This window comes from Geodermatophilus sp. CPCC 206100, from assembly GCF_048569675.1.
GTDB lineage: Bacteria > Actinomycetota > Actinomycetes > Mycobacteriales > Geodermatophilaceae > Geodermatophilus.
Genome location: NZ_JAQISV010000034.1, coordinates 20,187 through 43,148, shown reverse-complemented (window position 1 = coordinate 43,148; position 22,962 = coordinate 20,187). Strand labels below are relative to the sequence as shown.

21 protein-coding genes are annotated in these 22,962 nt (G+C 75.2%); 4 read left to right on the top strand and 17 right to left on the bottom strand.

Translation table 11 applies throughout. From position 1 onward, the window contains the following. Positions 1-13 precede the first annotated feature (13 nt). The 6 genes from PGN05_RS16460 to PGN05_RS16435 all read right to left on the bottom strand — a co-directional run bounded on the left by PGN05_RS16460 (position 14) and on the right by PGN05_RS16435 (position 5,503). Positions 14-1,099 (bottom strand): LLM class flavin-dependent oxidoreductase, encoded by a 1,086-nt coding sequence (locus tag PGN05_RS16460; RefSeq protein ID WP_419753637.1) that lies wholly within the window; start codon positions 1,097-1,099, stop codon positions 14-16. After that, entirely contained in the window at positions 1,096-1,983 is an 888-nt protein-coding gene (locus tag PGN05_RS16455) for an alpha/beta fold hydrolase (RefSeq protein WP_419753636.1), read from the bottom strand. The genes PGN05_RS16460 and PGN05_RS16455 overlap by 4 nt, the downstream gene beginning before the upstream one ends. After that, the gene (locus tag PGN05_RS16450; RefSeq protein WP_419753635.1) at positions 1,980-2,120 is read right to left on the bottom strand and encodes a hypothetical protein; all 141 of its coding nucleotides are present in this window, start codon (positions 2,118-2,120) and stop codon (positions 1,980-1,982) included. Before PGN05_RS16450 ends, PGN05_RS16455 begins: the two co-directional genes overlap by 4 nt. A 35-nt stretch (positions 2,121-2,155) precedes the next feature. Beyond that, positions 2,156-3,418 (bottom strand): Rieske 2Fe-2S domain-containing protein, encoded by a 1,263-nt coding sequence (locus PGN05_RS16445; RefSeq protein ID WP_419753634.1) that lies wholly within the window; start codon positions 3,416-3,418, stop codon positions 2,156-2,158. A 97-nt stretch (positions 3,419-3,515) separates the two neighbouring features. Further along, on the bottom strand, positions 3,516-4,517 hold the full coding sequence (locus tag PGN05_RS16440) for an asparaginase (RefSeq protein ID WP_419753633.1): 1,002 nt from the start codon (positions 4,515-4,517) through the stop codon (positions 3,516-3,518). A 38-nt stretch (positions 4,518-4,555) separates the two neighbouring features. Then, positions 4,556-5,503, bottom strand: a complete 948-nt coding sequence (locus tag PGN05_RS16435; protein ID WP_419753632.1) for a PDR/VanB family oxidoreductase — start codon at positions 5,501-5,503, stop codon at positions 4,556-4,558. A 233-nt stretch (positions 5,504-5,736) separates the two neighbouring features. Here PGN05_RS16435 and PGN05_RS16430 point away from each other — a divergent pair, with 233 nt between their 5' ends. Beyond that, positions 5,737-6,615: a TIGR03619 family F420-dependent LLM class oxidoreductase gene (locus PGN05_RS16430; RefSeq protein ID WP_419753631.1), complete on the top strand. Its 879-nt coding sequence runs from the start codon at positions 5,737-5,739 to the stop codon at positions 6,613-6,615. Positions 6,616-6,659: 44 nt separating this feature from the next. Here the strand turns inward: PGN05_RS16430 and PGN05_RS16425 are convergent, their stop codons facing one another. The 4 genes from PGN05_RS16425 to PGN05_RS16410 form a co-directional block, all read right to left on the bottom strand. Then, positions 6,660-7,634: an ABC transporter substrate-binding protein gene (locus tag PGN05_RS16425; RefSeq protein ID WP_419753630.1), complete on the bottom strand. Its 975-nt coding sequence runs from the start codon at positions 7,632-7,634 to the stop codon at positions 6,660-6,662. 132 nt (positions 7,635-7,766) lie between these two features. After that, positions 7,767-8,579 carry an ABC transporter permease gene (locus tag PGN05_RS16420; RefSeq protein WP_419753629.1) on the bottom strand — a complete coding sequence of 271 codons (813 nt, stop codon included), beginning with the start codon at positions 8,577-8,579 and terminating at the stop codon, positions 7,767-7,769. Further along, entirely contained in the window at positions 8,576-9,403 is an 828-nt protein-coding gene (locus PGN05_RS16415) for an ABC transporter ATP-binding protein (protein ID WP_419753628.1), read from the bottom strand. Before PGN05_RS16415 ends, PGN05_RS16420 begins: the two co-directional genes overlap by 4 nt. 14 nt (positions 9,404-9,417) lie before the next feature. Further along, positions 9,418-10,359, bottom strand: a complete 942-nt coding sequence (locus PGN05_RS16410) for an ABC transporter substrate-binding protein (RefSeq protein ID WP_419753627.1) — start codon at positions 10,357-10,359, stop codon at positions 9,418-9,420. A 259-nt stretch (positions 10,360-10,618) separates the two neighbouring features. On the opposite strand from PGN05_RS16410, the gene PGN05_RS16405 reads away from it, so the two are divergent. Next, positions 10,619-11,365 carry an IclR family transcriptional regulator gene (locus PGN05_RS16405; protein ID WP_419753626.1) on the top strand — a complete coding sequence of 249 codons (747 nt, stop codon included), beginning with the start codon at positions 10,619-10,621 and terminating at the stop codon, positions 11,363-11,365. Positions 11,366-11,380: 15 nt separating this feature from the next. On the opposite strand, the gene PGN05_RS16400 is transcribed toward PGN05_RS16405, so the two are convergent. From PGN05_RS16400 to PGN05_RS16370, 7 genes are read right to left on the bottom strand one after another with little or no spacing between them, the layout of a single operon-like run. Continuing rightward, a complete protein-coding gene (locus PGN05_RS16400; protein ID WP_419753625.1) occupies positions 11,381-12,784 on the bottom strand; it encodes an amidase in 1,404 nt (467 codons plus the stop codon). 10 nt (positions 12,785-12,794) lie between these two features. Then, a complete protein-coding gene (locus PGN05_RS16395; protein WP_419753624.1) occupies positions 12,795-14,246 on the bottom strand; it encodes an amidase in 1,452 nt (483 codons plus the stop codon). 15 nt (positions 14,247-14,261) lie between these two features. Next, entirely contained in the window at positions 14,262-15,350 is a 1,089-nt protein-coding gene (locus tag PGN05_RS16390) for a sugar ABC transporter substrate-binding protein (protein WP_419753623.1), read from the bottom strand. 31 nt (positions 15,351-15,381) lie between these two features. Continuing rightward, the gene (locus tag PGN05_RS16385) at positions 15,382-16,440 is read right to left on the bottom strand and encodes an ABC transporter permease (RefSeq protein ID WP_419753622.1); all 1,059 of its coding nucleotides are present in this window, start codon (positions 16,438-16,440) and stop codon (positions 15,382-15,384) included. Beyond that, positions 16,437-17,987 (bottom strand): sugar ABC transporter ATP-binding protein, encoded by a 1,551-nt coding sequence (locus PGN05_RS16380; protein WP_419753621.1) that lies wholly within the window; start codon positions 17,985-17,987, stop codon positions 16,437-16,439. The genes PGN05_RS16385 and PGN05_RS16380 overlap by 4 nt, the downstream gene beginning before the upstream one ends. After that, positions 17,984-19,423, bottom strand: coding sequence for an amidase (locus PGN05_RS16375; protein ID WP_419753620.1), 1,440 nt, complete (start codon positions 19,421-19,423; stop codon positions 17,984-17,986). The genes PGN05_RS16380 and PGN05_RS16375 overlap by 4 nt, the downstream gene beginning before the upstream one ends. Continuing rightward, positions 19,408-20,190: an aspartate/glutamate racemase family protein gene (locus PGN05_RS16370; protein WP_419753619.1), complete on the bottom strand. Its 783-nt coding sequence runs from the start codon at positions 20,188-20,190 to the stop codon at positions 19,408-19,410. The genes PGN05_RS16375 and PGN05_RS16370 overlap by 16 nt, the downstream gene beginning before the upstream one ends. 125 nt (positions 20,191-20,315) lie before the next feature. On the opposite strand from PGN05_RS16370, the gene PGN05_RS16365 reads away from it, so the two are divergent. Both PGN05_RS16365 and PGN05_RS16360 read left to right on the top strand, forming a co-directional pair. Then, the gene (locus PGN05_RS16365) at positions 20,316-21,710 is read left to right on the top strand and encodes an MFS transporter (RefSeq protein ID WP_419753618.1); all 1,395 of its coding nucleotides are present in this window, start codon (positions 20,316-20,318) and stop codon (positions 21,708-21,710) included. Continuing rightward, positions 21,707-22,936, top strand: a complete 1,230-nt coding sequence (locus PGN05_RS16360; RefSeq protein WP_419753617.1) for a multidrug effflux MFS transporter — start codon at positions 21,707-21,709, stop codon at positions 22,934-22,936. Before PGN05_RS16365 ends, PGN05_RS16360 begins: the two co-directional genes overlap by 4 nt. Positions 22,937-22,962: the final 26 nt, after the last annotated feature.

Genomic DNA, 22,962 nt, shown 5'->3' with positions numbered 1-22,962 from the left:
CGGTCCGCCGGTGTCAGCGGGCCGGGGCGGCCGACAGCCGCGGGCTCACCTCACGGGCGAACGTGCTCAGCAGCTCGTCCGGCAGCGTGTAGGAGCCCACGTGCTGCAGGAAGACCGCCGTGGCCCCCACCTGGGCGACGGCCGCCAGCCGGGCGGCGATCTCCTCGGGGGTGCCGTAGAGGCAGAACTGCCGCGCGAAGGCGGTGACCGCCTCGTCCGAGACGTACCGGTCGCAGGCGCGGACGGCGAGCTCCCAGTCCTCGGCGTGCACCAGGTCCGGGTACACCCCGGGCACGTGCTGGGGGACGTCGACGTGCACCCCGGCCAGCGCGAGGAACGGGCCGCCCCCGTTCTGCGCGATCCCCGCGCAGATGGGCTTGAGCTCGCGCGCCGCCGCGGGGACGTCGTCGGTCACCCGGCAGAACGCCGACACCGTCATCGACACCCGGCCGGCCTTCCCGGCGGCCGCCGCCCCCTCCTGGACCCGGGCCGAGCTGGCCGCCAGGTTGTCCGGCGCCACCCCGGACAGGAGGATCACGCCGTCGGCGATCTCCCCGGCCAGGCGCAGGTTCTTCGGGCCGCTGGCGGCCATGTGCAGCGGCACGGGCGCCGGGTCCCGCAGCCGGGAGCGGACGCCGAGGAAGTCCACCTCCTCCCCGTCGAGGAGGGCCCGGATGACCCCGACCCGCTCGCGCATCTCGGCACCGGTCGACGGCCGCAGCCCGACCGGCTGCACGGAGCTGTTGCCGACGCCCAGCCCCAGGGTGAACCGCCCGGGGGCCACCTCGGCCACCGTGCGCGCCGCGGAGGCGACCACCGCGGGATGGCGGGTCACCACGTTGGTCACCGCGGTGCCGACGCCGATCCGCCGCGTGCCGGCGGCCGCGGCGGCGGCGACCGCGTAGACGTCGCGCCAGAGCAGCTGCGAGTCGGGCAGCCACACCTGGTCGTAGCCCAGCGCCTCGGCCTGCTGGACCACCTCCACCAGCTCCCCCACCGGCCGGCACGGGGGGATCCGGATACCGACGCGCAGCCGGGGCGCCGCGGCACCGGGCGCCGCGTCGAGGGGGGTCTCGGTCCGGTCGGTCGAGGAGGTCACTGCTCGGTCTCCGTTCTCGTGGTGGGGACGCCGGCCGGGCCGGCCTCGGGGTGGGCGGCGGCGCGGGCGGCAGCAGGCGCCCCGTTCCCGGACCGGCGGTCGATCCGGCCCAGGAAGGCCTCGACGACCGCGGCGAACTGGACCGGGTCGGCGTCCACGGCCGCCACGCCGACCCCCTCGAGCGGGGTCGCCTCGACGTCGGGCAGCGCCGCCGTCAGCCGCGGCACGTCCGGCCGGGAGAACTCGTCGAACTCGCCGCAGACGACGAGCGCGGGCGCGGTCACCCGGCCGATGCGCTCCTCCATGCGGTAGGCGTTGACCGCACGGTGTCCCTCCTCGACGCGCTCGCCCGCGACCAGGGCGTCCCGGACGAGGCGGTCGAGGAGGTCGGGCCGGTCGGCCGGGTAGTAGGGCAGCCGCGCGCGCCACAGGGCCGCGAGGTGGGCGCCGTCCCGGGGGGCGTCCACCTCGTCGATCGGCGGGCGGGCCGCGACGCGCCGGCGCCGGTCGGCGTCGACGAAGGGCACCCCCGACAGCACGAGCGACCGGACCAGCGACGGCTGCGCGGCCGCCACCTCCAGGGCCACGACCCCGCCGGTGTGGTGGCCGACCAGGTCGACCGAGGTCAGCCCGAGGTCCGCGCACAGTTCGAGCACGCCCTCGGCGAACAGCTCGATGGTCCACGCCTCCTCCGGCGCGGCCGAGGCGCCGAAGCCCAGCGTGTCCATCGCGATCGCCCGCCGGGTGCGGCCGAGCAGGGGCAGCACGTCGCGGTACTCGTCCCAGGAGCGCGGCGTCTGGTGCAGCAGCAGCACGGGCGCCCCGGCGCCGTGCTCGACGTGGTGGACCTGGCCGAACCGGGTGTCGGCGTAGGCCCGCCTCATCGGCGCCGGGCCGGCTCGGGGACGACGCGGACGTTGGTGCCGCGCCCGGCCCGGGCCAGCCAGCCGGCCAGGGTCCGTCGCACGGCGGGCAGGGCCGCGGCCCCGGCCAGCGCGGCGAGGACGACGACGTTCTTCACGGGAGCTCCCCTCGGAGGGTGGGTGGGACGCGCGGTCAGTGACCGCGACGCCGCTCGGCGGGCTGGACGACGAGGTCGCTGCGCTCGACGTGGCGGCGGAAGGCCGTCAGCGAGAGGTCGGGGCGGTACAGCTTCTCCGGCGGGGCGTCCATGACGTCGACCATCCAGGCGTCCTGGGCGGTGAACTGGCCGTGGAAGAGCCAGCGGATGGCCGCGAGGTACTTGAGCTTGAACACCTGGGCCCTGAGGCCCTCCTCGAACCGCACCATGAGCTGCACGTACCGGACGGAGTCGGCGTCGACCGGCACGTACCACTCGTAGTGGATGAACTCGGGATAGGCCACGCGCAGCAGCCCGGGCAGCCGGATGGAGACGAAGCCGGGGATGTCCAGCCCGGCGATGACGGGGTTGATCCGCCTGCCCTTGCCGGGCCGGTCGGGCAGGGGCCGCCGCTTCCACCACCGCTTGTTGGTCCAGGTGCCGTACCCCGGGTAGTGCGCCTCCCAGTGGATCTCGTCCTGGACGCGGACCAGCCACCCGTCCCGCTCCACGATCCGGGTCTTGTTCCAGGCCGGCATGACCTTGAACAGCCGCCACAGCGCCGTGTTGTGCAGGTACTTCGCGTGCCCCTCGTCGAAGCCGTTCTCGGCGGCGAACCGCCAGTTGCCCCTGCGGACGTCGTTGCGGCCCCCGAGCACGAACGCGTTGTCGTTGAGCTCGTCGGGGATGTCCCGCTCGACCGGCGGCGGCGCCTCGCCCTCGGGCACGTCGCCGATGTAGATCCACAGCAGGCCGAACCGCTCCTCCACCGGATAGGTGGCCACCGAGACGCGGCCGCAGATCGGGGAGTCCGGCCCGTCGGTGAGGACCGCGCAGAGCCGTCCGTCGGTGAGGTCGTAGGTCCACCCGTGGTAGGGGCAGCTGATCGTGCCGGGGAACTGCCGGCGACCGAGGGACAGCGGCACCCCGCGGTGCGGGCAGCGGTCGTGCAGGCCGCGGACCACGGCGCCGTCCCGGATGAGGACGATCCGCTCGCCGCAGACGGTGACGGGCACCGGCTTGTCGCCGACCTCGCTCGTCCACACGGTCGGGTACCAGTAGTTGCGGAAGCCGACGACCGCCGCGTCGTACGTCGTCCAGGCCGACCAGTCCGCGCCGGCCTGCACCGGCGGTCCCGGCACGACCGGCGTGGTCGGCTCGGTCGCGCGGCCGGACGTCGGGCGCGGGCGGGCGCGCGGCGCCCGCCGTGGTGCCTCGGCAGGCGCGGGGGCGGTCGGGTGCTGCGGGTGGGCCGTCATGTCGTCTCCGTCCGAGAACGCGTGGTCGTACGATGTACGGTGCAGATCGGCCGGACAACGGGGGGTCCCGTCCCACGGGACGCCCCGCGCCCGGAGGTCAGGCGTCGAGGAAGAACTCGGCGACCCGGTGCGGATCGCGGGTGCGGGTGAGCGCGAGGAGCAGCAGCAGCCGGGCCTTCACCGGGGGCAGGTTCCCCGCCGAGACGATGCCGCGCGCCACCGACGTGGGGCGGACGCTCACCCGGCCGGAGCCCGTGCGGCTGGCCTGGCACACCACCACCCCGCCGTCCGCCGCGGCCTCGAGGGCCGCCTGCTCGGCCGGCGTCGGGAAGCCCGCCCCCGTGCCGGCACTGACGATGCCGGCGGCACCGGCCCGCACGCTCGCGTCGATGAGCGCGCCGTCCGCCCCCAGGTAGGACACGACGACGTCGACCCGGGGCAGCTCCCCCAGCCCGCCGACGGGGAACGCACCCTCCGCCGGCCACGGCTCGCGGCGGTGGGAGAACACGATCGCCCCGTCCGGCTCGACGAAACCGAGCGGGCCGAGCTCGCCGCCCCGGAAGGCGTTGAGCCGGGCGGTGGACGCCTTGGTGACGTCCCGGGCGGCGTGGACGGTGTCGTCGAGGAGCACGAGCACACCGCGGCCGGCGGCGACCGGCGCCGCGGCCAGGCGGATGGCGTTGAGCAGGTTCAGCGGCGAGTCCGAGCTGAGCCCCGACGCGGGCCGCATCGAGCCGGTGACCACCACCGGCGTGGCCGACGACAGCACCAGGGCGAGGACGAAGGCGGTCTCCTCCAGGGTGTTCGTGCCGTGGGTGACCACGACGCCGTCCACCGCGGGGTCGGCGACGAGGTCCGCGACCAGCCGGCCGAGCCGCACGACGTCGTCCACCTGGAGTCCGTGGCTGGGCGCGCCGGTGAACGGCACCGGCCGCACCCGCGCCACCTGCCCCACCTCCGGGATGAGCCCGAGGAGCTCCTCCACCGCGTGCTGCCGGTCCAGCTCGCCGTAGAACGCCAGGTCCAGCCGGTCGCGCCCGCGGGCGCCGATGGTGCCGCCCGCGGGAACGAGGGCGACGGTGGGCAGCTGCTGCGACACGAGGGGCTCCTTCCCGATCCGGCCGCGAGGAGGGCCGGTCAGAGGTCGAGCACCAGCTCGTCGGTCCGGGCGCGGGACACGCAGATCAGCATCGAGCCGGCGGCGTCGGCCGGGAGCACCGAGTCGCGGTGGTCCGGGACGCCGCCGAGCACCGGGGTCTCGCAGCTCCCGCACACGCCGTCACGGCAGGCGTTGGCGACCGGGACGCCGGCCCCGTCCACGGCGTCGAGCACGCTGCGGTCGGCGGGGACCGGGACCCGGAGCCCGGACCGGCGCAGGACCACCTCGAACGCCCGCTCGTCGGCGGGGTCGACCTCGTCGCGCGGCCGGGCCTGGAACCGCTCGACGTGCAGCGCGCCGGGCGGCCAGTCGGCGCAGTGCGCGGTCACCGCCGCCAGCAGCGGCTCCGGGCCGCAGCAGTAGACGGCGACGCCCGGGCGCGGGGGGCCGACGGCGGCCGGGAGGTCGATGAGCCCCCGCTCGTCGGCCGGCTCCAGCGCCACGCGGTCCCCGTACGCCGACAGCTCGTCGAGGAAGGCCATCGACCGCCGCTGCCGGCCGCCGTACGTGAGCCGCCACGGGCGCCCGGCGCGCTCCGCCGCCGCGATCATCGGCAGCAGCGGGGTGATGCCGATGCCGCCCGCCACGAACACGTACTCGTCGGCCGCCGCCAGCGCGAAGTGGTTGCGCGGCCCGCCGACCTCGACCAGCTCGCCGGGGCGCAGCGTCTCGTGCACGTACCGCGAGCCGCCGCCGGACCGGTCCTCGCGGAGGACGGCGATCCGATAGGACCGCCGGTCCGCGGGGTCCCCGCACAGGGAGTACTGGCGCACCTGGTCGGGCAGCCCGAGGTCGATGTGCGCACCCGGTGTCCAGGCCGGCAGCAACCGCCGCTCCGGATCGGCGAGGACGACCGACAGGACGCCGGCCGCCTCCTGCTGCAGCGCGACGACCTCGGCCTCGACGACCCCGTCCGGCTCGTTCATGCCGACCCCTCCTTCACTCGTACGTTGTACGATACAGCGTAAGGACTGGAGCGCAAGGACGGGGAACACCGGGGTCCGCTGGGCGGACCGGCGTGGTTCCCCCCGCTGGCTGCGGCCTCGTAGCGTCGTCGCGGTCGTCCGCACCCGAGGAGGGATCCGCGCCCCGTGATCGGCACCAGGCACCGCCTCGCCGCGGGCGACGCGGCACGGGACCGGCGGTGAGGATCGGCGCCGTGCTCCCCACGAGCGGGCCGCTCCCCCTGCAGCTCGGCGTCGTGGCGATGGGCCAGGCCGCCGCCGACGCCGGCGCGGCCGGGCTGTGGGTGGGCGACCACCTGGTCCTGCCGCGGCAGACGGTCGACAACTACCCGTACAGCCCCGACGGCCGGCTGGCCTGGGACGCCGACCGCGACTACCTCGAGGCGCTGACGACGTGCGCGCACCTGGCCGGGGCGGTCCGGTCGGACTGCACGGTGGGAACCGCCGTCCTGGTGCTGCCGCAGCGGAACGTCCTGCAGACGGCCAAGGAGGTCGTCACCCTCGACCGGCTGACCGGCGGGCGTCTGCAGCTGGGCGTGGGCGCCGGCTGGAACGACGTCGAGATGGCGGCGCTCGGCTACCGCTTCGCGACCCGGGGCCGACGGTTCGACGAGATGCTGACCGTGCTCCGCGACTCCTGGCAGGGCCGGACCAGCGGGTTCGAAGGAACCGAGGTCCAGGTCCCGGCCGGCCTCGGGCTGCGCCCCCGCCCCACCCGGCCCGAGGGGCCGCCGCTGCTCGTCGGCGGGACGTCCCCGGCCGCGCTGCGCCGCGCCGCGACCCTCGGCGACGGCTGGCTGGCGCTGGCCGCGGTCGACACCTGGGACGCCGCGTCCCTGGGGAGCGGGATGTCCACCCTGCGGGCCGGCTGGGCGGCCGCCGGGCGGGCCGGGACCCCGCGGGCGGTCCTGAAACTGGCCTGCCCGGAGGGCGCGCTGCCCGACCTGCCGCGGCGGGTCGAGGAGGCCGCCGCCCTCGGGTTCGACGAGGTGGCCGTCGAGCTCCCCTGGCACCTCGGCGTCCCGCGCGCGGCCGCCGTCCTCGGCGCGCTGACGGCGACGCCCGCGGCCTGACCGCGGCTGCACCGCGGTCCGGCCGGGGCGCGGGGTCGCCGCGGTCAGTCGGTGTGCTCGCCGTACCACCCGACGAGCAGCTGCTCGTCCAGGTCCGGCACGGACGCCAGGCTGCCCTGCTCCACGAAGAACTCCGCCGTCCGCCGCGCCGCCTCGACGTCCTCGGCGGTGAGGTCGCGCACGGCGAAGTCGATCTGCGGGAGGATCTCCAGCGCCTGGTCGACCGGGATCTGCACGGCCTGCTCCATGGCCTCGGCAGCGGCCTGGGGGTCCTCCTGCACCCGCTCGTCGGCCTCGGCGATGGCCGCGGCGATGTCGGCCGCGGCCTCCTCGTTCTCCGACAGCCAGCCCGCGTCGGCCAGCAGCCACTGCGAGTAGCTGACCCCGAAGTCGCCGATGTCGGCGACGACCCGGCCGCCGGCCGCGTCGGACCGCGCGGCCCACGGCTCGAAGATGACCGTGGCGTCGATGTCGCCGCGCTGCAGCAGGGTCGGGATGTCCGGGGGCGCGACGTCGATGAACTCGATGCCCGCGGGGTCGATGCCCTCGTTTTCCAGGTACCGGAAGCTGGCCAGCCGCATCAGCCCCGGCACGTTGCTCATGGTGCGGATGTCGGCGGGCGACTCGATCCCGTCCCGCAGCACCACCTTGATGTACTGGTCGGACTGCTCGAACACCGCGAAGGCGCGCAGGTCCGGGGCCGTGGCCATCAGGCTGGTCGTCGTCGCGTCCGACAGCGTGGCGACCTCCGCCGCCCCGGCGATCACCGTCTGGCCGGCGGCCGGGCCGCCCTCGGTGGTCACGTACTCCACGTTCACGCCGTGGTCGGCGAAGATGCCCTCCTGCGCCGCCAGGTACACCGGCGCGTACGAGGCGTCGACGCCGGTGGCGATCCGGATGACCGGGCCGGCGCCGCCGCCACCGCCGGCGTCGTCCGTCGTGCCCTCCCCGCAGGCAGCGAGGGAGACCAGGGCGAGGACGGCCGCTGCGGCGAGGGCCGATCGACGGGACGTGCGCACGGCAGGTGCCTCCTCCTCGGAGTGGGGTGCGGGGGACGCCGGGCGACCGGCGGTGTGTGCCCCGGACGGTTCCCGTCCGGGACCGCGGCGGGCGGCCACCGCCAGGTCTCCCCGACGGCGGCCACCGGCCGGTCACAACTTGACGGAGTACCTCGCCAGCACCCGGGACGCGACGATCCGCAGGACCCGGTCGAAGAGGAACCCGAGGATTCCCAGCGTGATGATGCCGACGAACACCCAGTCGATCCGGCCGAAGTTGCGCGACTGCCAGATCAGCGCCCCGAGCCCCACGTTGGCCGCGACGATCTCGGCCGACACGATCGTCAGGAAGCTGTTGCCCATGGCCAGGCGGGCACCGGTGACGATCGAGGGGACGCTGGCCGGCAGGACGACCCACTTGAGGACCTGCCGCCGGTTGGCCCCCAGGCTGCCCGCCGCGCGGAGCTTGTCCTCGGGGATGGCCAGCACACCCGCGATCGTGCTGATGGTGACGATGAAGACCGAGGTGTAGAAGATCAGGACGACCTTCGAGGCCTCGCCGAGCCCCAGCCAGACGATCGCCAGGGTGACGAACGCGATCGGCGGGATGAACCGGAAGAACTCGATGTAGGGGTCCATCAGCTGGCGGATGATCTTCACCCGGCCCATCAGCAGCCCCAGCGGGGCACCGATGACGACGCCGAGGCCCCAGCCGATCAGGATCCGGCGGCTGGACGCGATCACCGAGTCGAACAGCCGGCCGTCCTTGGCGAGGTCGACGGCCGAGTCGAGGGTCTGCAACGGTGAGGCGACCAGGCTCGGCCCGTAGCTCACCGCCAGCAGCTGCCAGATCAGCAGCCCGACCCCGAGCGACAACGCGTACCGCAGGAGGACGGCGGCCGCCCCCCGGCCCTGCCCGCCGCGGCCGAAGACGGTGGTGCGGCCGGGCGCCTCGATGACGCTCACGAGTTCGTCCCGTCGTCCAGGCCCTGGTCGCGCAGGGACTTGTTCACCTCGGCGCCGATGTCCTCGCGCAGCCGTTCGTAGAGCGCGAGGAACTCCGGCGACGTGCGGTTGCGGGGCCGGGGCAGGTGCACCTCGTGGATCTGCTTGACGCCGGCCGCGGGACCGGCGGTCATCACCAGGACCCGGTCGGCGAGCAGCAGCGCCTCGTCGATGTCGTGGGTGACGAACACGACGGTGCAGGCGTTCTGCCGCCAGATGCGGTCCAGCTCGCCCTGCATGACCTCGCGGGTCTGCGCGTCGAGCGCGCCGAACGGCTCGTCCATGAGCACCAGCTGCGGCTCGTTGGCCAGCACCCGGGCCAGCTGGACCCGCTGCCGCATGCCCCCGGAGAGCTGGCCGGGCAGCTTGTCGGCCGAGTGGGACAGGCCCACCATCGCGATGTACTGGTCGGCGATGCGGCGCTGCTCGGCCCGCGACAGGCCGCGGGACTTGGGGCCGAACGCGACGTTCTGCCGCACCGTCAGCCACTCGAAGAGCACCTCGGTGCTCTGGAACACCACCCCGGCGTGCTGGTTGCGGCCGTTGACCGGCGCACCCGGGCCGGAGATCCGCCCCGCGCTGACCGGGACGAACCCGGCGATGGCCGAGAGCAGGGTGGACTTCCCGCAGCCGCTCGGGCCCAGGATGCAGAGGAACTCACCGGGCCGGATGTCCACGCTGGCACCGGAGACGGCGTGGAACGAGCCGAACGAGATGCCCACGTCCTCCAGGGTCACTCCGACGGCGTTCTCCGACGTGGTGGTGGAGGAGGCCGGCGGCGCCATGTGCGTCACGGTAGTCATTCGCCCTTCCCGCTGTACCAGTCGAGGAGCACCGCGCTCTCGACGTCGGGGGCGCTCTCCGCCTTGCCCGTGTCGACGTAGAACTGGGCCACCGACTCCAGACCCGGCAGGTCCTCGGCCGGGATCCCGCGCACCGCGAAGTCGATCTCGTCGATGGCGGTCAGCGTCTCCTCGACGGGCACGCTGGTCGCCGCCTCGGTCGCCTCGGCGGCGGTCTGCGGGTCCTCCTCGGTGCGCTCGGCGGCCTCGGCGAGGACGTCGGCGAGGGACTGGGCGGTGTCCTCGTTCTCGTCGATCCAGCTCTGGTTGCCCAGCAGCCAGTGGACGTAGGACCAGCCGTAGTCACCGGTGGTCATGACGATCTGGGCGCCCTGCTCCGCCGCGTTGGCCGGCCACGGCTCCCACATCACGAAGGCGTCGATGTCGCCGCGCTGCATCAGCGGCCCGGCCTCGGGCGGCCCGACGCTGATCATCTCGACGGAGGCCGGGTCGATGTCCTCGGACTCCAGCAGCTTGAGCGCCGAGAGCTCGGAGAGGCCCGGGACGAACCCGAAGCGCTTGGCCTCCGACACGTCGGCCAGGCCCTCGCGGAGCACGACCTTGAGGTAGTCGCCGGACTGCTGGTAGACGAGCATGGCCCGCAGGTCCTCGTTCTGGGGCAGGCGGCCGATGGCCGTCACCTCCGAGGTGCCGGCCAGGTTCACCGCGTCGGTGCTCAGGGCGTCGACCGCCTCGCCGCCGACGGCGAACTGCACGAGCTCCACGTTGAGCCCGGCCTCCTCGAACATCCCCTCGGCGTCGGCGAGGAAGAACGGGGTGTAGGCCGAGTCCACGCCGACGCCGATGCGGACCAGCGGGGAGCTGGCGCCCGCGCCTCCGCCGCTGTCGGTCGTGCCCTCACCGCAGGCGGCCAGCGAGCCGGCGGTCACCGCGGCCACTGCCCCGAACGTCAGGGCTCTCCTCGAAACGTTCATGACATCCTCTCCAGGGACGTTCGGAACGGGCTACACCCGGCCGGGGTCAGCCGGCCGCCGTGTCACAGAGCCGGCGTCCTTGCCGGTAGGCCCCGTGGGCGCGGGCCCCGGCCGGTCGAGCTCCGGGACGCCGGCCCCATACCGACCCCGACGAGGGGATCGGCGGTGAAGCGCACGCAGACATCAAGCCCGCCGTCGGTGCGGATGGACAAGGATGTGTCCCGTGACACGGGACACGACCTCGATGCTGGAGAAGACCGCCCTGCTCCTCGGCGCCTTCACGCCGGGCAGCGCGCTGTCGCTCAACCAGCTCAGCGAACGCACCGGGCTCGCGAAGTCCACCGTGCACCGGTTGATCCTCGACCTGCACGAGCTCGGCTGGGTCGCCCGCGTCGGGCAGCGCTACGAGCTGGGTATGGCGATCTTCGAGCTCGGCGAGTCGGTGCCCGTCAAGCACCGGCTGCGCGCCGCCGCGCTGCCGTTCATGCAGGACCTCTACGCCGTGACGCAGGAGACCGTGCACCTGGCGGTGCGGGACGGCCACGACATCGTCTACGCCGAGAAACTGCACGGGCACGCCTCCCTGCCGCTCCCCTCCCGCACGGGCGGCCGGGCACCGCTGAACTGCACCGCCGTCGGCAAGGCGCTGCTGGCGCACGAGACGCCGGCCATGCTCGACGACCTGCTCACCCGCCCGCTGCGCCGCTGGACGCCCCGGTCGATCGTCGACCCCGCGCAGCTCCTGCGGGAGCTCGAGTCCATCCGCCGGACCGGCGTGGCCGTCGAGCGCGAGGAGGCCACGCTGGGCGGCGCGTGCGTCGCCGCGCCGGTGCTCGTCGGGGGCCAGACGGTCGCCGCGCTGTCCGTCTCCGTGCCGATCGAGCGGTTCCGGCCCGAACGCCTGGGCCCCGCCGTGCGGACCGCCGCGCTGGGCCTGTCCCGCACGCTGGACACCAGCAAGGGGGCCTGACGGCGGCCCGGGCGCTCACCTCCCCCGGTCCGCCGCCTCCAGGTGCCCGGTGACGGCGAGGGCGACGTCCTCGCGCCAGGGGTTGGCGACGACCTGGACCCCGACCGGCAGGCCGTCCTCCACACCGACCGGCACGGCGGCCGCGGGGAGCCCGGCGAGCGAGCAGGTGTGCGTGAAGTTGAACCCCCGGAACCGGAAGTAGTCCTCGTCGGCGACCGCGCCCGGCGGCCGCCCGTGCGCCGGCGCGGGTCCGGCGACGACGGGCGTCAGGACGACGTCGTAGCCGCTCGTCCAGCGGCGGAGGCGGGACCGGAAGTCCAGGATCCGCTGGAGGACGTCGAACCACTCCGCCGACGTCGGCCGGGTCACCGTCATCAGGTCCAGGAACCGCGCGAACTGGGGCGCGTGCCGCCCGTCGCAGCCCTCGACCAGCGCCAGCAGGTCGGCTCCCCCGGACGCTCCGGTCGCGGCGAAGAAGAGCTCGGTGGCCTCCCTCGTGTCGGGCGGCCGCACCACCGTCACCTCGGCCCCCGCGGCGCGCAGCCGCTCCGCCGCCTCCCGGACCGCCGCCACGGTGCCGGCGGTCGGCTCCGCGACCCCGTCCTCCCAGTACACCGCGACCCGCAGCGCGGCGACCTCGACGGCCCGCCAGTCGCGCAGGGGGACGGGGACCGCGTACGGGTCCACCAGGTCCGGCCCGGAGACGACCTGCAGCAGCAGCGCCAGGTCCGCGGTGCTGCGCGCCAGCGGCCCGAGGCACACCATGTCTCCGTAGCCGCTGGCCCGCGACGGCGGCCACTGCCCGGTCTCGGGGACCCGCCCGGGGGTGGGCCGCAGCCCGAGGACGCCGCAGTAGTGCGCCGGCACCCGGATCGACCCTCCCCCGTCCGAGCCCAGGCCCAGGGGCGAGAGGCCGGCCGCCACCGCCGCGGCCTCGCCCCCGCTCGAGCCGCCGCTGGTGCGCGCCACGTCGTGGGGGTTGTTGGTCCGCCCGAACACGGCGTTGTCGGTCTCGTAGGCGGCGCACAGCTCGGGGACGTTGGTCTTGCCGAGCACGACGGCGCCCGCGGCGCGGATCCGCGCCACCGCCGTCGCGTCCTCCTCCGGGACGTGGCGGCGGCGGGCCCAGGACCCCCCGGTGGTGCGCACCCCGCGGACGTCGATGCTGTCCTTGACGGTCACGGGGAGGCCGAGCAGGGCCCCCGGCTCCCCGTCGCGCAGGCGGACGTCGGCGGCGTCGGCCTGGCGCAGGACGTCGTCCGGGTCCACGGTCACCACCGCGTTCAGGACGCCGTCGACCTCCTCGATCCGGCGCAGGTGGTGCTCGGCGAGCGCGCGCGCACTGGTCTCGCCCGCCCGCAGCCGCGCCAGCAGCTGTCCGGCGGACGGGGCGGAGACGTCGACGAGGTCCGCGGGCACCCCGCCGTCCCTACCGGGCACGGTGCACCGGGGGACGACGGCCGGCCCACGGGCGCAGCTGCTCGATCTCCGCGGCCAGCCGGAGCAGGGTGGCCTCCTCGCCGTAGCGCCCGGCGAGCTGCACGCCGATCGGCAGGTCGTCGTCGGTCCAGGCTGCCGGCACGGAGACCGCCGGCGCGCCGGTGCTGTTGAACTGGGGCGTGAACTGCAGGACGTCCACCGAGTCGCGGATCCCCCCGGGGTAGGACCAGAAGGACGACACCTCCGCCGGAGGGCCGAGCTGGACCGGGCTGAGCAGCACGTCATACCCCTCCGCCGACCACCAGCCCGCCATCCGCCGGCGGAAGCCGTCGAGCCAGAGCAGGGCGCGGGTGTGCGTCATCGCGTCGATCTGCCGGCCGCGGCCGGCCCACAGGTCGGTGACCGCGTCGGACCGCGGTTCGACGCCGGCTGCCGCGGCGCGGCCCGTCGTCTCCTCGACGGCGAGCCCCACGGCCGGGCTGAGCGCGTCGAACCAGTGCGACCAGTACTGCTCGTCGAACAGGTCGCGCGGCCAGGACTCCACCACCCGGTGCCCGGCGTCGGACAGGACGGCGGCGACGTCGCGCACGGCCGCCGAGACCCGCGGGTCGGTGGCCCACCGGGAGCTCGTCGAGCGGTCGACCACGCCGATGCGCAGGCGGGCCGCTCCGGGCCGGGCGGCGTCGAGGAACGGGGCTCCGCCCGCCGGCGCGACCACGGGGTCCCCGGGCTCGGCGCCGGCGAGGACGTCGAGCAGGGCGGCCGTGTCCCGGACGGTCCGGGTGAGGACGCCGTTCGTCGTGTGGCCGAACAGCGGGTCCGCCTCCCCCGGGCCGTCGCTGATCCGCCCTCGGCTGGGCTTGAGCCCGACCAGGCCGCAGGCGGAGGCCGGCATCCGGATGGAGCCGCCGCCGTCGGTGCCGTGGGCGACCGGGACCATGCCGGCCGCGACCGCGGCCGCCGAGCCCCCGGAGGAGCCCGACGGGGTGTGCGCCGGGTTCCAGGGGTTGCGGGTGATGCCGTGCACCGCGTTCTGGGTGTCCGAGACCAGCCCGAACTCGGGCACGTTGGTGCGCCCGAGGAGGACGAAGCCCGCCCGGCGCAGGCGCCGCACCACGGACGAGTCGTGCGCGTGGGCGGCGCCCAGCCGCTGCAGCGTCGGGTTGCCCTGATGGTCGGGCTCGCCCCGCACCGGGGCGCCGAGCCCCTTGAGGAGCATCGGGACCCCCGCGAACGGGCCGGAGAGGTCGCCCGCCGCCTCCTCCAGGGCGGCCTCGAAGCGGCGGTGGACGACCGCGTTGATGCCGGGGTCGAGCCGTTCGATGCGGTCGATGGCCGCACCGACCAGGTCCGCGGCGCTGAGCTCGCCGCTGCGGACCAGGTCGGCCGAGGCGAGCGCGTCCAGCGTCGCGAGCTCGTCGTCGCCCACGTCGTCCCCCACGTCCGGAGCCGGGTCTCAGAACGGCCGGGTCGCGTCCTCCGGCGAGATGCAGCCGGCGTTCTCGCAGGTCAGCTCGCCGCTGCGGATCGCCTCCACGGCCTCGTCCCAGTCCCGGCGGTCGGCGATGTTGTCCGCCGTGTACAGCTCGACCCGCCCGAAGGTCAGCGTCGGGTGGTCCTCCTCCTGGAGGACCCGCTGGACCAGGTCGATCAGCTCGAGGCCCTGCCGCCACGGGACGAGGTCGGTCATGGCGTCCATCTGGCCGTTGTTGATCGCGTCGACGCCGATCTGGTCGCCGTTCTGCCCGACGATGACCGCGTCCTGGGACGGCGTGCCGCGCAGCGCCTGGCGGGCGCCCACGGCGCTCGAGGTGTTGTAGGCCAGCACCGCGTCGATCCGGGCGCCCTGGAAGCGGGTCGTCGCCTCGCTGACGACCTGCTGCGCGCCGGCGATGTCGTCGGTGGGGTTCTCCACGGTGGCCAGCCAGTTCAGCGACCCGCCGCCGGTGGTGACGCCGGCCTGGTAGTTCTCGAGCATGAACTGCAGGGACGGGACCGGGACGCCGATGCCGACCCCCAGCGCGTTCCCCCCGGCGGGCACCGCCTGGTTGACGTAGTCGGACAGCAGCTTCGCCCCGCCCACGGCCGAGTTCTGCTCGAACAGCGCGTCGTACGGGCCGAAGTCGCCGGTCGGCTGCTCGTCGGTGACCACGGCCGAGCTGCCGATCACCTTGATGCCCTGCCCCTGGGCCCGCTCCAGCGCCGCGTTCAGCGAGCTCGGCGAGAGCGGGAACACGATGATCGCGTCCATCCCCTGCGCGATGAACTGGTTGACGTCCTGCAGCTGCTTGTTCACGTCCAGTGCCGCATCGAGGACCGTGACGCAGACGCCGGCCTGCTCCCCCGCCGCGATCAGCGCCTCGTCCAGGACCGCGTCGATCTCCTGGGCGGCGGCGGGCTCGGCGTAGCCGATGTTCCACTCGCAGTCGCCCCCGTCCCCGCCGCCCCCCGTCGCGGAGGCGTCGCCCCCCGACGAGCACGCGGCGAGGACGAGCGATCCGGCCGCGAGGCCGGCGAGCAGGCTGGTGCGGGACGTCGAGCGCATGGGGGTCTCCAGGGTCCGGGGGGTGGGGCGGTCAGGAGGTGGCGATGACGGGGGCCTTCGCCCGTCGCCGGGCGACACGGTGGAACTGGTCGAGGGCGACCGCGACGATCAGGACGAACCCGGTGAGCACGTCCTGCCAGTAGCTGGCCACGCCGAACAGGCCCAGCCCGTTCTGCAGGACGGCGATGACCAGGACGCCGACGACGGTCCCGGTGACGGTGCCCGAGCCGCCGCTGAAGCTGGTGCCGCCCAGCAGCACGGCGGCGCCGGCGGTGAGCGCGATCGTGGTCCCCACCGTGGGCGAGGCCGCCGTGAGCAGCCCGGCCTGCACCACCCCGGCGACCGACGCCAGCAGCCCGCACACCGCGTACACGGTGATCGTGATGGCGGCGACCCGGATCCCGCTGAGGCGGGCGGCCTCGCGGCTGCCGCCCACCGCGTAGATGTTGCGGCCCAGCGGGGTGAGGTTGAGCAGCAGCCAGCTGGCGGCGAACGCCAGCACGATGACCACGATCGGCACCGGGATCCCGAACAGCTCGCCGTTGCCCATCGTGAACACGGCGTCCGAGTCGATGGTCTTGGTCTGGCCCCCCGACACCACGTAGACCACCCCGGTGAGGGTGGTCATCGTGCCGAGGGTGACGACGAAGAAGTTCAGCTTCAGGCCGGCGATCAGCGGGCCGTTGACCAGCGCCCCGAGGGCGACCCCGGTGAGGAGGGCCACCAGGATGGCGACGGGCCCGGGCAGGCCGCTGGTCAGGGCCAGGTGCAGGGTGATCCCCGTGGCGGCCAGGGTGGCGCCCACGGAGAGGTCGAAGCCGCCGCTGATCATCGCGATCGTCATGCCGATCGCCACGATCATGAGCGGGGCGTTCGTCACGAGGACGTTGGTGATGTTGGCCGTGGAGAAGAAGAACGGCCGGAAGAGCGACAGCACGACGCACATGAGGACCAGGGCGACCAGCGGCCCGGAGTAGGGCGGCAGCCGGAACGCCCGGCGGGGGCGACGGCTCCCGGCCGGGGCCCCGGCGTCGGTGACGTCCTGCTGCAGGCTCATCGGCGAGGCGGCCGTGGTGGACGGTTCGGTCATGAGGGGTCTTCCATTCCTGAGGCGGCGAGCAGCAGGGCGCCTTCCGAGGTCGAGGACGCCGGGACGTCGGCCACGATCCGGCCGCGCCGCAGCACGACGATCCGGTGACAGACCTCGAGCAGCTCCGAGTCGTCGACCGAGCTGACGAGCACCCCGACGCCCTCGGCGGCCAGCCGGGTGACCACGCGGTAGAAGTCGGCCTTGGCCGCGACGTCGACGCCGCGGGTGGGCTCGTCGAGGATGAGGAACGACGGGCGCAGCGCCAGCCACTTGCCGAGCACGACCTTCTGCTGGTTGCCGCCCGACAGCGTCCCGACGGCCGCCAGCGGCGTGGGTGTCCGGATCCGCAGGTCCCGGATGAGGTCGGCGACCTGGCTGCGCTCGGCGCGGAACGGCAGCGGCCGCAGCGACGACTGCCGCCGGCGCACCATCATGAGGTTGTCGTGGACGCTGCGGTCCAGCAGCAGCCCCTCGCGCCGCCGGTCGGCGGTGACCATCGCGATCCCGTGCCGGATGGCCGTCCGGGGCGTGAGCTTGTCCACGCGCCGGCCGTCGACGGCGATCTCCCCCGAGTGCGGGCGGTCGTGCGCGCCGAACAGGGCGCGCAGCAGCTCCGTGCGCCCGCAGCCGACCAGGCCGGAGACCCCCACGATCTCCCCGGCGCCCACCGTGAGGTCGACGCCGTCCAGCGCGTGCCCGTCGCGCAGGCCGCGGACGGCCAGCAGCGGACGGCCGCCGGTCCACCCGCCGGCGCTGCGCAGCGCGGCCAGCGCCTGGCCGGTGACCAGCTCCTCCACGCCGCCGAGGCCGGTGGCGCGGTCCCGCTCGGCGACCTTCCGGCCGTCCCGGAGCACCGTGACGCGGTCGGCGATGGCGGCGATCTCCTGCAGCCGCTGGGTGATGAGCACCATCGCCACGCCCCGCGACGCCAGCTGGCGCAGCAGCGCGAACAGCCGGTCCACCTCGCGCACCGACAGGGAGCTGGTCGGCTCGTCCAGGATCAGCAGCCGCGACCCCTGGGCCAGCGCCCGGGCGATCGCCACGGTCTGGCGATCGTGCGGCGCCAGCCGCCCGAGCTCCGCCCGGGGGTCGACGTGCGACCCCACCTGGGCGAGGACGTCGGCCGCCCGCCGGTGCACCTCCGCCCAGTTCACCCACGGACCGCGGCGCGGCAGCGCGCCCAGGAGGACGTTCTCGGCGACCGACAGCTCCAGGGCGGCGGGGATCTCCTGGGCGACCATCGCCACGCCGGCGGACCGGGCGTCGTGCGGGCTGCGGAAGGCGGCCGCGGCGCCGTCCAGGAGGACCTCGCCCTGGTCGGGCGGGACCTCGCCGTAGGCCACCTTCATCAGCGTCGACTTGCCGGAGCCGTTCTGCCCCAGCAGCGCGTGCACCTCACCGGCACGGACCTCGAAGTCCACGCCGTCCAGGGCCCGGGTCGCGCCGAAGCTCTTGCTGATCCCACGCAGCTGGAGGACCGGCGCCTCCCGCGGCTGCGCCGGAGCCGTCGCGGAGCGGTGCACCGGGGTCACCGGGGAGCCCGTCACCCGGCACTCCTCGCCACCAGGCCCGGCCGCCGGTCGCGCCACGGCGCCGCGCGTTCCACCTGCCCCGCCAGCTGGATCAGCAGGTCCTCCCGCCCGGAGGCGGCGGCGATCTGCACGCCGATCGGCAGGCCGTCGCGAGTGGTGCCGAGCGGGAGCGACGCGGCCGGTTGCCCCGTGGTGTTGAACTGCGGGGTGAACCGCAGGACCTCCACCGAGCGGCGGATCCCCTCCTCGCCGTCGAACCAGCCCAGCGGGGTCGGGGGCATGGGGAGGACCGGGGACAGCAGGATGTCGTGGCCGGCGTGCCACCAGGCCGCCATCCGCCGACGGAAGTCGTCCCGCCACGCCTGGTTCTCGACGTGGTCGACCGCGCTGAGCCGACGGCCGCGCTCGTTCCACCACCAGGCCATCGGCTCCGCGTCGGCGTCGGTCAGCGGCCGGCCGGCCTGCCGCTCGAGGTCGCCGAACGCGGAGGCCACGCTGGGGCTGAGCAGGTCGACCCAGCGGTCGAGGTAGGCGGGGTCGACCATCGCCTCCGGGTACCCCTCGTCGACGTGGTGGCCCAGCGACTCCAGCAGCCGGGCCGCCTGCTCGACCGCCGCGACCACCTCCGGGTCGACCGGGTGGCCGTTGACCTCGGCGGGGGCCAGGACCCCGATGCGGAGCGCGGGCGGGTCGACGTCCACGAAGCTCGCGAACGGCGCCCCGGGTGCCGGGGGCGTCACGGCGTCACCGGGCTGCGGACCGGCGGCGACGTCGAGGGCCAGCGCGCTGTCGCGCACCGTGCGGGTGAGGAAGCCGTAGGCGTTGTGGCCCTCCATGAACTCCGGTTCGGGGGCGGGGCTCACCCGGCCCCGGCTCGGCTTGAGGCCGAACAGCCCGCAGTGCGAGGACGGCATCCGGATCGAGCCCCCGCCGTCAGTGCCCTGGGCGATGGCGACCATCCCGGAGGCCACCGCGGCGGCGGCGCCGCCGGAGGACCCGCCCGGGGACCGCGTCAGGTCCCACGGGTTGGGCGTGGCTCCGTAGGCGGCGGGCTCCGTGGTCGCCACGAGGCCGAGCTCCGGCACGTTGGTCCGGCCCAGCACGACGAAGCCGGCCGCCCGCAGGGCGCGGACCAGCGCGGCGTCCTCGGGAGCCCGGGCGCCGAGCTCCCGGAGCAGCCGGTTGCCCGAGTGGGCCGGCTCGCCGGCCATGGCGGCACCGAGGTCCTTGAGCAGGATCGGCACGCCCCGGAAGGGCCCCGCGGGCAGGTCGGCCGAGGACGCCTCGGCGCACGCCTGCTCGAACCGCTCGTGGATGACCGCGTTCAGGACGGGGTTGAGCCGCTCGATGCGCCGGATGGACTCCTCCACCAGCTCGCGCGGGGAGACCTCACCCGAGCGCACGAGCGCGGCCTGCGCCACCGCGTCGAGATCCGCTACCGCGTCGTCCACTGGAGCCTCCTGGTGGCTGGGATGGGGAGAGCCGGGTCGGCGTCGTCGAAGTCCCCGGCGAGCAGCCGGCCGTGGGACCGGGGCCGCGCCGGCACCCCGAGCGTGCGCAGCACCTGCCAGAGCAGCGCCTGGTTGCTGGCCACGACGGGCACGCCGAGCTCCCGCTCGATCGGATCGATCACCGGCGCCACGCGGACGCCCGCGCAGCTGAGCAGGACGCCGTCGACGGGCGGCGTGTCCCGGCCGGCCAGCGACCGGGCGATCTCCAGCCAGGCGGACGGCTCGATGCCGGCCTGCTCCACCGGGGTGCGGCACGGGATGCCGGCGTGCCGGGCGACGTCCACGCCCTGCGCGGCCAGGAAGGCGGTCTCGGCGGCGACGACGTCGTCGGGATAGGGGGTGATCAGCGCCGGACGCCGGATGCCGGCGGCGCGGAGGGCGGCGAGGACGGCCTCGATCGTCGTCGTGGACGGCAACCCGGTCGCCTCGCGGACGCGCCGGCGGATGACGTCCGGGCCGGTGAGCATGGTCGCCGCGGTGCAGTTGACCGCGACGAGCGCCACGTCGGCGTCCGCCACCAGGCGCGCGTGGTCCTCGAGGTCGGCCAGCAGTCGCCGGTCGTCGGCCAGGCCCGTGCGGGCGAAGGGCAGCCGCGTGGTCACGAACTGGACGCCGTCCGGGGCCATGAGCTGCAGCTCGTAGTCGCACAGCCCGCCCGACGGGTACAGGTGCCCGACGCGCGCGACCGTGCCGAAGCCGAGACTCACCCGGCGCGCCCTGCGCCGCGCTGCCGATCCCTCGCCACAGCAAGCCTCCAGCCGGACCGTCGCGGTCGCCGTCCGCGACCGCTCGTGCGTTGTACGGGACAACGTTCGAGCTGCCGCGCGCGACAGTGTTCGAGCTCACAGGGGTGGTGTCCAGAACTCGTCCCGTGTCATGGGACGGACGCTTTCCGGGTCGGGGGCCGCCGACGTTGAGTCCTCCCGTGGGGAACTCGCGCGGTGCTCCTCAGCGAGCTCCCCGGGCGGCCGGTTCGGGTCGACGCGGCCGGTGGGCCTTCCCGACGGTCGCCGTCTCGCTGGCCGTGCTCACGACGGGCGCCAACCTCGCCACGCCGCTGTACCGCCTCTACGGCGCGGAGTTCGGGTTCTCCTCGCTGGTCGTGACGGCGTTGTTCGCCGTCTACAGCATCGCGGTGATCCCGTCGCTGCTCGTCTTCGGCCCGCTGTCGGACGTGATCGGACGTCGCGGCATCCTGCTCGCCGCGGTCGTCGTGGCCGCGCTGGCCTCGGTCTGCTTCGCGCTCGCCGACGGGGTGGGCCAGCTGTTCGCCGCGCGGATCCTGCAGGGGCTCGCCCTGGGCGCGGTGCAGGGCACCGCGACCGCCGCGCTCATCGACCAGGAGCCGCGGGGCGACCGGTTCCGGGCGGCCCGGGTGGCGACGGCGGCGAACCTCAGCGGCAGCGCGGCCGGCCCGCTGGTCGGCGGACTGCTCGCCCAGTACACGTCGCCGGGCCTGGTCATCCCGTTCCTCCTCGAGGCGGTCCTGCTCGGCGTCGCCTTCGGTGCGCTGCTGCTCCTGGTGCCGCCCAGCCCGGCTCCGGGCGGCCGCTGGCGTCCGCGCCGGCCCGCGGTGCCCCCCGGACTCGGCCGGCTGTTCTCCGCCGCCGCCCTGACCGCCGCGTTGTCCTGGGCGGTGACGAGCCTGTTCCTCGCCCTGCTGCCCTCCTACCTCGCCCAGCAGCTCGGCGCCGGCAACGCCGCGCTGGCCGGGGTCGCGGTCTCCCTCATGCTGGGCCTGGCGGCCGGTGCGCAGCCCGCCCTGCGCCGGCTGGGCACCGCCCGGGCCCAGGCCGTCGGACTGGGCCTGCTGCTGGTCGGCACGCTCGGGCTGCTCGTGGCGGCCGGGATCGCGTCGCTGCCCGTGCTGCTGCTCGCCTGCGTGGTGTCCGGCCTGGGACACGGGCTGACCTTCGGCGCCGCGCTGGCCGAGGTGAGCGAGGCCAGCCCGGCCAACCGGCGCGGCGAGCTGATCTCGGCCTTCCAGGTGGTCGCCTTCCTCGGCTCCGGCATCCCGGTGGTGGGGGTCGGGGCGATGGCTGAGTACGGCGACCTGCTCTCGGCCGTGCAGGTCTTCGTCGTCGTGACGTCGATCGGGTGCCTGGGCGCGCTGGCCGCCCTGGTCCTCCGGTCCCGCCGCCGTCGCGGCCGGGCCCGCACACCGCTGCCCCTCGACCCGGCGACGGCGTCCCTCGTCCCCCGTCCCGCGCGGGAGGAGGCCTCGTGACGCGCGCGCCGGCGCCGGTGCGCCCCGTCCGCGGCGGCGCCTCGCTGGTCCTGGTGCTGGGCGGCCTGACCGCCGTCGGTCCGCTGTCCGGGGACACCTACCTGCCCGCGCTGCCCGCCATCGCCGCCGACCTCGGGGTCGGGCACGTGGCGGTGCAGCTGACCCTGACCGCCAGCTTCGTCGGCCTGGGGCTCGGCCAGCTGCTCGCCGGCCCGCTGTCCGACCGGTTCGGCCGGCGGCGCCTGCTGCTGGTCGGCACCGCCCTCTACGCCGTGGCGTCGCTGGCCTGCACGCTCGCGCCGTCGATCGAGACGCTGATCGCCGCCCGTCTCGCCCAGGGCCTCGGCGGCTCCGTCGGGATCGTGGTGTCCCGGGCCATCGTGCGGGACGTGTACACCGGCGCCCGGGCCGTGGCCTTCTTCTCCCGGCTGCTCCTGGTCTTCGGCGTCGCCCCGATCGTGGCGCCCCTGCTGGGCGCGGGCGTGCTGGAGCTGGCCGGCTGGCGGGTGGTCTTCGCGCTGCTCGCGGCCGTCGGCGTGGTTCTGTTCGCCGCGGTCGCCCTGCTGATCCCCGAGACCCTGCCGCCCGAGCTGCGCAGCACCGGCGGGGTGCGCGCCACGCTCGCGACCGCGCGGACGATGCTGACCTCGCGCGGGTTCGTGGGCTACGCGCTGGCCTGCAGCCTGGCCTTCGGCGGCCTGTTCAGCTACCTGGCCACGTTCCCCTTCATCGTCCAGGAGGTGCACGGCCGCCCGGCGATGGTCTACGGGGCGCTGTTCGCGGTCAACGCGGCCGGGCTCACCGCGGCCACCCAGGTCACCGGCCGGATGGCCCGGCGGGTCGGGGCCCGCACGCTGCTGGGCGTCGGCCTCGGCACCTACACCGCGGGCGCCCTGGCCACGCTCCTCACGGTCGCGCTCGACCCGCCGGGCGGCGGCGGCCCGGGGCTGGCCGGGCTCACCGTGTGCCTGTTCGTCGTCGTGGCCAGCCTCGGCGCCATCCTGCCCAGTGCCACGGCCCTGGCGATGGAGCGCTTCCCGTCGGCGTCCGGCACGGCGTCGGCGCTGCTGGGCGGCGTGCAGTTCCTCCTCGGCGCGGCGATCGCCCCGCTGGTCGGGCTCGGGGGCCGCGACTCCGCCGTGCCGCTGGGGATCAGCCTGGCCGTGCTCGGGTCCGCCGCGCTGCTGGCCTACTCGGTCGCGCGGAGGAGCCCGGCGGGCGGTTGACGCCGCCGCCGGGACTCCCCCGACCC